Below are 300 nucleotides of genomic sequence, written 5' to 3'. Positions count from 1 at the left end.
GTGTAAACTTTCAATACTTGACCAACCTGAATTTTATCTGGGTTGCTAATGTTATTCAGTGATTGGATCTCTGACAATGTCATCCCAAAGCGTTGGGCAATACTTCCCAAATTGTCACCAGATTTAATAGTATAAGTCATCGTTTTTCGCGTGGAGCCACCACTACCAGAATCATTGCTACTAGCGTAAACTTTCAATACTTGACCAACTTGAATTTTATCTGGGTTGCTAATGTTATTCAGTGATTGGATCTCTGACAATGTCATCCCAAAGCGTTGGGCAATACTTCCCAAATTGTCA

At 39.0% G+C, this 300-nt stretch carries 1 protein-coding gene; it reads right to left on the bottom strand.

Going from position 1 to position 300, the window contains the following annotated elements; translation table 11 throughout:
• Positions 1-300, bottom strand: a 300-nt coding sequence (locus AC0DBE_RS21790; protein WP_472963802.1) for a LysM peptidoglycan-binding domain-containing protein, incomplete at both ends; no start/stop codon positions are given.

It is taken from the genome of Bacillus sp. VA15 (genome assembly GCF_055721145.1).
The sequence above is the reverse complement of the archived record's forward strand: the minus strand, read 5'-3'. Positions and strand labels throughout refer to the sequence as shown.